This window comes from Methylobacterium sp. WL116, assembly GCF_008039455.1.
Classification (GTDB): Bacteria; Pseudomonadota; Alphaproteobacteria; order Rhizobiales; family Beijerinckiaceae; genus Methylobacterium.
Genome location: NZ_VRUV01000220.1, coordinates 1 through 7,350, shown reverse-complemented (window position 1 = coordinate 7,350; position 7,350 = coordinate 1). Strand labels below are relative to the sequence as shown.

6 protein-coding genes are annotated in these 7,350 nt (G+C 69.6%); all 6 read left to right on the top strand.

Annotated features, from left to right (window positions below; translation table 11 throughout):
• The coding region (locus tag FV223_RS15950) for a DNA translocase FtsK (protein WP_281407447.1) at positions 1-1,740 on the top strand (1,740 nt) is incomplete at its 5' end.
• Between the two features lie 253 nt (positions 1,741-1,993).
• The gene (gene gntA / locus FV223_RS15945) at positions 1,994-2,758 is read left to right on the top strand and encodes a guanitoxin biosynthesis heme-dependent pre-guanitoxin N-hydroxylase GntA (protein ID WP_147727956.1); all 765 of its coding nucleotides are present in this window, start codon (positions 1,994-1,996) and stop codon (positions 2,756-2,758) included.
• On the top strand, positions 2,751-3,377 hold the full coding sequence (locus FV223_RS15940) for an urea carboxylase-associated family protein (RefSeq protein ID WP_147727955.1): 627 nt from the start codon (positions 2,751-2,753) through the stop codon (positions 3,375-3,377). The genes gntA and FV223_RS15940 overlap by 8 nt, the downstream gene beginning before the upstream one ends.
• Positions 3,378-3,451: 74 nt before the next feature.
• Positions 3,452-3,604 carry a DUF3096 domain-containing protein gene (locus FV223_RS15935; RefSeq protein ID WP_147727954.1) on the top strand — a complete coding sequence of 51 codons (153 nt, stop codon included), beginning with the start codon at positions 3,452-3,454 and terminating at the stop codon, positions 3,602-3,604.
• A gap of 222 nt (positions 3,605-3,826) precedes the next feature.
• Positions 3,827-6,517 carry a pyruvate, phosphate dikinase gene (ppdK, locus tag FV223_RS15930; RefSeq protein ID WP_147727953.1) on the top strand — a complete coding sequence of 897 codons (2,691 nt, stop codon included), beginning with the start codon at positions 3,827-3,829 and terminating at the stop codon, positions 6,515-6,517.
• Between the two features lie 510 nt (positions 6,518-7,027).
• The gene (locus FV223_RS15925) at positions 7,028-7,219 is read left to right on the top strand and encodes a hypothetical protein (RefSeq protein WP_147727952.1); all 192 of its coding nucleotides are present in this window, start codon (positions 7,028-7,030) and stop codon (positions 7,217-7,219) included.
• Positions 7,220-7,350 lie beyond the last annotated feature (131 nt).

The following is a 7,350-nucleotide window of genomic DNA, read 5'->3' as shown; positions in this document are numbered from 1 at the left end:
GCACCGGAGCCGGTCGCGGTCGCGCCGGCCCCCGAGCCCGAGGAGGTCCCCGCCCCCGTGGAGGCCTACGCCGAACCGGTCGTCCAGGCGCCCGCGATCCCCGCCCCGGCGATGCCGATCGTCGGCCGCCCACACCTGATCGCCGCCGGCCGGCACCTCGCCATCGCCTCGGTCGAGAACGCCGACTACGAGCTTCCCGCCCTCGATCTCCTCGCCATGCCGGTGCCCGGCGAGAGCCCCGAGGTCGATGCCGACGTGCTGGAGCAGAACGCCCTCAACCTGCAGCAGACGGTCCAGGATTTCGGCGTGCGCGGCGACATCCTCGCGGTGCGCCCAGGCCCGGTCGTGACCCTCTACGAGCTCGAGCCGGCGCCCGGCACGAAGTCCTCCCGCGTCATCTCGCTCGCCGACGACATCGCCCGCTCGATGTCGGCGGTCTCGGCCCGCGTCGCGGTCGTGCCCGGCCGCAACGCCATCGGCATCGAGCTGCCGAACGCGCGGCGCGAGACCGTGTACCTGCGCGAGCTCCTCTCGGCCCCGGACTTCGTCGAGACCAAGCACAAGCTCGCGCTGTGCTTAGGGAAAAACATCGGCGGCGAGCCGATCATCGCCGATCTCGCCCGCATGCCGCACCTGCTGGTGGCCGGCACCACCGGCTCGGGCAAGTCGGTGGCGATCAACACCATGATCCTCTCGCTCCTCTACCGGATGAAGCCGGAGGAGTGCCGCCTGATCATGGTCGACCCGAAGATGCTGGAGCTGTCGGTCTACGACGGCATCCCGCACCTGCTCTCCCCCGTCGTCATCGACCCGAAGAAGGCGGTCATCGCCCTCAAATGGGCGGTGCGCGAGATGGAGGAGCGCTACAAGAAGATGTCCAAGGTCGGCGTGCGCAACATCGACGGGTTCAATGCCCGGCTCGAGGAGGCGCGCCTGCGCGGCGAGGTGCTGACCCGTACCGTCCAGACCGGCTTCGACCGGCAGACCGGCGAGGCCGTCTACGAGAACGAGGAGATGGACCTCTCCCCGCTGCCCTACATCGTGATCGTGGTCGACGAGATGGCCGACCTGATGATGGTGGCCGGCAAGGACATCGAGGGGGCGATCCAGCGCCTGGCGCAGATGGCGCGCGCGGCGGGCATCCACCTGATCATGGCGACGCAGCGTCCGTCGGTGGACGTGATCACCGGGACGATCAAGGCGAACTTCCCGACCCGGATCAGCTTCCAGGTGACGAGCAAGATCGACTCGCGCACGATCCTGGGCGAGATGGGCGCCGAGCAGCTCCTGGGCCAGGGCGACATGCTGTTCATGGCCGGCGGCGGGCGCACGACCCGGGTGCACGGGCCGTTCTGCTCGGATTCGGAGGTCGAGAGCGTGGTCGCCCACCTCAAGCGCCAGGGCCGCCCGGCCTACCTCGAGGCAGTCACCGCCGACGACGGGTCGGAGGATGCCCCCAAGGGGGCCGCCCAGGGCGCCGGCAGGGGCGGCGACGAGCTGGAGCTCGACGGCGCCGTGTTCGACCAGGGCTCGTTCGGCGAGGCCGGCGGCGACCTCTACGACCAGGCGGTGCAGGTGGTGCTTCGCGACAAGAAGGCGTCGACCAGCTACATCCAGCGTCGCCTGCAGATCGGCTACAACCGCGCCGCCTCGATCATGGAGCGCATGGAGCAGGAAGGCATCGTCGGCGGCGCCAACCATGCCGGCAAGCGCGAGATCCTGGTCGAGGCCGAAGGCTGAGGCATTCGGAAGGCGGGTGCGTCCGGAAGGCTGAGGCGTCCGGCACCCGCCGCCGATCCCGGCTGCGATCGGATCGTCGAGGCGGGCATCCCCGGCCGAGCCGGCACTGTCCACAGCAGAGTGCGACCGATCGCGGCGGAGTCGGCCGGGATCAGGAACCGCACCGTCTGAGGCCGGTTCCCCCGATCCGGACGCCAATCTGCCTCCGGCATCGGCAACCGTGCCGCATATTTCATCGTAGACGCGGGATCTCATGCTTTCCTACGCGGACAACCGCGGGTTTTCGCTCGCTCCGGACCTGTCATCCCTGCACGCGGCGCCGCTCCGGCTGCCACGGGACGATGCCGACCATCCGCTGGCGGCGGCGTTCCGGGACTTCATTCGGGCGCAGCCCTTCCCGTGCGTCGGCGCGAAGTCGGCGCTGTCGCGGGGGCGGATGAAGATCGTGGTCGCCCGCGACATCACCTCCGGCTGGGACGACACGCGCATCTACCCGGCGCTGCTCGCCTTCATCGCGCGCTACCGCGCCCAGCCCGACCTGTTCCAGAGCTTCGCCATCGTGTTCGAAGGGCCGGGCGACCTGTCCGAGCAGGCCTTCGAGGAGAACCTGTGGGCGCGGGCCCAGTCGCTCTCCGACAAGGACGGCTTCCTCGGCCAGGCCTACGACCGGCGCGTCTCGGCCGACCCGGAGGACGCGCACTTCTCCCTCAGCTTCGGCGGCGAGGCGTTCTTCATCGTCGGCCTGCATCCGGGCGCGAGCCGGCCGGCCAGGCGCTTCACGTCGCCGGTCCTGGTCTTCAACCTGCACGATCAGTTCGAGCGGCTGCGCGCCGAGGGGCGCTACGAGAAGCTGCGCGAGAACATCCTGGCGCGCGACGCGGCGTTCGCCGGCTCGATCAACCCGATGCTGTCTCGGCACGGCGAGATCTCCGAAGCGCGCCAGTACAGCGGCCGCGCGGTCGACGCCGACTGGGCCTGCCCGTTCAGCGGGCGCACGAAGGGCGGCTCCGATGTCTGAGCCGCATCCGTCCTGCGGCCGTCACACCATCGCGCCGCGCTCGGGGACGGCCTTCACCCTCGACAAGGGCCAGTTCCTGGTGGTCACCGACCCGCAGGGCGAGCAGGTCGCCGACATGCTGGCCTTCCGCCGCGACGACCTCGACGAGGTGATCTCGTCGGGCCGGACGCTGGACTATGCCAGCCGGATCTACCTGACCACGGGCGACCCGCTCTACTCGAACCGCTCCAACGTGATGCTCCGCATCGTCGCGGACACGGTCGGCCGGCACGACTTCCTGCTGACGCCGTGCTCGGCCGACACCTTCCGCATCATCTACGGCGACGCCGAGCCGCACCGCGGCTGCTTCGGCAACCTCGCGGCCGCCCTCGAGCCCTTCGGGATCGGGCCGGACCGGATCCCGGTGGCGTTCAACGTCTTCATGAACGTGACCGTGGACGGGAATACCGGCGGGCTGAAGGTCGAGCCGCCCCTGAGCCGCGCCGGAGACAGGATCGTGTTCGAGGCGATGCAGGACCTAGTGATCGGGCTCACCGCCTGCTCGGCGCTGCAATCCAACAACTTCGCCTTCAAGCCGATCCAGTACGAAATCGTGCCGTCCTGGCCCCCGGCGTCCTGACGCCGGGCGGGAACCGTGCGCGCCATCGTGCGTCGCCCTCCGGCGGTCAAGCTCGGCCGCCGGAGGGCTTCGCCATGACCATCTCGATCTCGCACCTGCAGCCGGCTATCGCCATCCTGGCCGGGATCCTGATCCTGATCGCGCCGCGGCTGCTGAACTACATCGTCGCGATCTACCTGATCGCCGTCGGGGTGATTGGCCTCGGCCTGTTCCGCGGTCTATCGTGACGCCGTCAGGCCCGCTCGCGACTGACAATGAACGCGGAGCGTCACATGCCGGGTGACCCGGCGCGCGGACGTTCATCTTGCGTTGCAACACGGGATGGTCCAACCCGCACCGATGGGCCCGAGGGGCCGGCAAACCCTTCGACGCCGGCTTCCTTTGACGCAAGATCCTTTTGACGCAAGACCCTTGGACGCGAGTCCTCTTGCACGACGGACGGAATCGATATGACGAGCGGCACCGCGAAGTGGGTCTACACCTTCGGCGACGGCAAGGCCGAGGGCAAATCGCAGATGCGCGACCTGCTCGGCGGCAAGGGCGCGAACCTCGCCGAGATGTCCAATCTCGGCCTGCCGGTGCCCCCCGGCTTCACCATCACCACCGAGGTCTGCACCGCCTACTACGAGAACGGCCAGACCTATCCGGCCGAGCTGAAGGCGCAGGTCGCCACCGCCCTCGAGCAGGTCGGCGCGATCACCGGCAAGACCTTCGGCGATGCGGCGAACCCGCTCCTCGTCTCGGTGCGCTCGGGCGCCCGCGCCTCGATGCCGGGCATGATGGACACGGTGCTCAACCTCGGCCTCAACGACGCGACCGTCGCCGCGCTCGCCGAGAGCTCGGGCGACCCGCGCTTCGCCTACGATTCCTACCGCCGCTTCATCACCATGTACTCGAACGTGGTGCTGGGCGTTGAGCACCACGCCTTCGAGGAGGCGCTGGAGCACTACAAGGAGGGCAAGGGCTTCGATCTCGACACCGAGCTCGGTGCCGACGACTGGAAGCACCTCATCGAGAAGTACAAGGCGATCGTCGTCGAGGAGCACGGCTCGCCGTTCCCGCAGGGCGCCGAGGACCAGCTCTGGGGCGCCATCGGCGCGGTGTTCGATTCGTGGATGATCCCGCGGGCAAAGAAGTACCGCGAGCTGAACGCCATCCCCGAGAGCTGGGGCACCGCCGTCAACGTCCAGGCCATGGTGTTCGGCAACATGGGCGACACCTCGGCCACCGGCGTCGCCTTCACCCGCAACCCGTCCACCGGCGAGCGCGCGCTCTACGGCGAGTTCCTGATCAACGCGCAGGGCGAGGACGTCGTCGCCGGCATCCGCACCCCGCAGGACATCACCGAGAAGGCCCGGCTCGAGGCCAAGTCCGAGAAGCCGTCGATGGAGCGGGCGATGCCCGAATCCTACGCCGAGCTGACGCGGATCTACGGCATCCTCGAGACCCATTACCGCGACATGCAGGACATGGAGTTCACCATCGAGAGCGGGAAGCTCTGGATGCTCCAGACCCGCAACGGCAAGCGCACCGCCAAGGCGGCGCTCCGCATCGCCGTGGATCTGGCCGGCGAGGGCCTGATCACGCAGGAGGAGGCGATCGCCCGGATCGAGCCCGGCGCGCTCGACCAGCTCCTGCACCCGACGATCGACCCGAAGGCCGAGCGCAAGGTGATCGCGCAGGGGCTGCCGGCCTCGCCGGGCGCCGCCACCGGCGAGATCGTGTTCAACTCCGAGGATGCCGAGACCCTGCGCAAGGCCGAGCGCAAGTGCATCCTCGTGCGCATCGAGACCTCGCCCGAGGACATCCACGGGATGCACGCCTCCGAGGGCATCCTGACCACGCGCGGCGGCATGACCTCCCACGCGGCCGTCGTCGCCCGCGGCATGGGCAAGCCCTGCGTGTCGGGCGTCGGCTCGATCCGGATCGACTACAAGGCGCAGACCCTCACGGTCGGCGGCGTGACGCTGAAGGCCGGCGACCGCATCACCATCGACGGCTCGACGGGGCAGGTGCTGCAGGGCGAGGTGACGATGCTGGCGCCCGAGCTGTCGGGCGACTTCGCCACCCTGATGGGCTGGGCCGACGCGTACCGCACCATGAAGGTGCGCGCCAACGCCGACACGCCGACCGACGCCCGCACCGCCCGCGACTTCGGCGCCGAGGGCATCGGCCTGTGCCGCACCGAGCACATGTTCTTCGAAGGCGACCGCATCATCGCGGTGCGCGAGATGATCCTGGCCGACGACGCGGAGGGGCGCCGCGCGGCGCTCGCCAAGATCCTGCCCTACCAGCGCCAGGACTTCGTCGAGCTGTTCACCATCATGTCGGGCCTGCCCGTCACGATCCGCCTGCTCGACCCGCCGCTGCACGAGTTCCTTCCGCATTCCGACGCCGAGGTGAAGGAGGTGATGGACGCCACCGGCATCGCGGAGGACCGGATCCGCCACCGGATGCGCGAGCTCTCCGAGTTCAACCCGATGCTCGGCTTCCGCGGCTGCCGCCTCGCCATCGCGTTCCCGGAGATCGCGGAGATGCAGGCCCGCGCCATCTTCGAGGCGGCCGTCCAGGCGGCGCAGGAGACCGGCGCGCCGGTCACCCCCGAGGTGATGGTGCCGCTGGTGTTCTCCCGCGCCGAGTTCGACATCGTGAAGGCCCGCATCGACGCCACCGCCAAGGCGGTGTCGGAGGAGACCGGCAAGGCGATCGGCTATCAGGTCGGCACCATGATCGAGCTGCCGCGCGCGGCGCTCAAGGCCAACGAGATCGCGGCGACGGCGGAGTTCTTCTCCTTCGGCACCAACGACCTGACGCAGACGGCGCTCGGCATCTCGCGCGACGACGCGGCGACCTTCCTCGGGCCCTACACCCAGAAGGGCATCCTGGCCGCCGACCCGTTCGTGACCATCGACCAGGAGGGCGTCGGCGAGCTGGTGCGGATCGGCGTCGAGCGCGGCCGCTCGGTCCGCCCCGACATCAAGCTCGGCATCTGCGGCGAGCACGGCGGCGACCCGGCCTCGATCGGCTTCTGCCAGGAGGTCGGCCTCGACTACGTGTCGTGCTCGCCCTACCGCGTGCCGATCGCCCGCCTCGCCGCCGCGCAGGCCGCCCTGGGCAAGGTCTCGGCGAAGGAAGGCTAGGCGCCCGCGAGCGCCGATCCGCGGATTTCGGCGCCGGGTCCTTTTGATGGGCGGCCCAGCGTCATCATAACGCGCGGAAACGGAACCGCGTTCTCTCTCCCCTCTGCGGGGGAGGGTGTGCCTCGCGTCAGGGAGGGTCGGGAGAGGGGAGCGAAGTCTCCGGACAACGCGCCCCCTCTCCCGACCCGCTTCGCGGGCCACTCTCCCGCAGAGGGGGGAAGGAAAGGCGCGCGGGGGCCTTGAGCCGATAGGTCGATCCGGTCGCGCGAACGGGTAAGGAAGCCCACCTCGGCGCGCCTGGCGATCCCACGTTAACCACGCACAAAAAACTTGCGAAAATAACGGAACCGGGTCGGCGAACCTCTGCCGTAGGGCCGCGTTGGATGCTAGTGGCGAACCGAATGCGCGTGAGCGATCGACGGTTCGACCGGGCGTCAGTCATCCGCGGGAACGCCGGCCATGAACGACTCGTCCTCGTCACAGCTCTACCTAGGGGAAAACCCCTGTGCCGTGCGGATTCCGAAGGTCTTCGCGCGGGCGTATCTCTGGCTCGTCGGTGCGGGAACGCTCCTCGGCGTGCTGGTCTTCGCCGTGGCGTCCCAGAGCAGCCTCGACGCGGCGCGCATCGCCGGATCGGACGCCGGGTACGCGGCGACCCTCGCCTCGGCGATGACGGTCAGCCAGGGCCGCCGCCTGCCCTGACGGCGGCGCCAACGAACCTTACGACATCCTTCAGCGGCCGCCGGGAACGGCCCGGGTCGCCGAGCCCGTGAAGCGCGCGGCCGTGAGGTCGTCGCCGGGGCTGCGGCGGCCGAAGCGGGTCGTCACCGCGT

Excerpts from the sequence above, each read along its gene's own strand:
- gntA (WP_147727956.1), top strand. The coding sequence starts at position 1,994 with ATGCTTTCCTACGCGGACAACCGCGGGTTTTCGCTCGCTCCGGACCTG.
- FV223_RS15935 (WP_147727954.1), top strand. The coding sequence starts at position 3,452 with ATGACCATCTCGATCTCGCACCTGCAGCCGGCTATCGCCATCCTGGCC.
- FV223_RS15940 (WP_147727955.1), top strand. The coding sequence starts at position 2,751 with ATGTCTGAGCCGCATCCGTCCTGCGGCCGTCACACCATCGCGCCGCGC.
- ppdK (WP_147727953.1), top strand. The coding sequence starts at position 3,827 with ATGACGAGCGGCACCGCGAAGTGGGTCTACACCTTCGGCGACGGCAAG.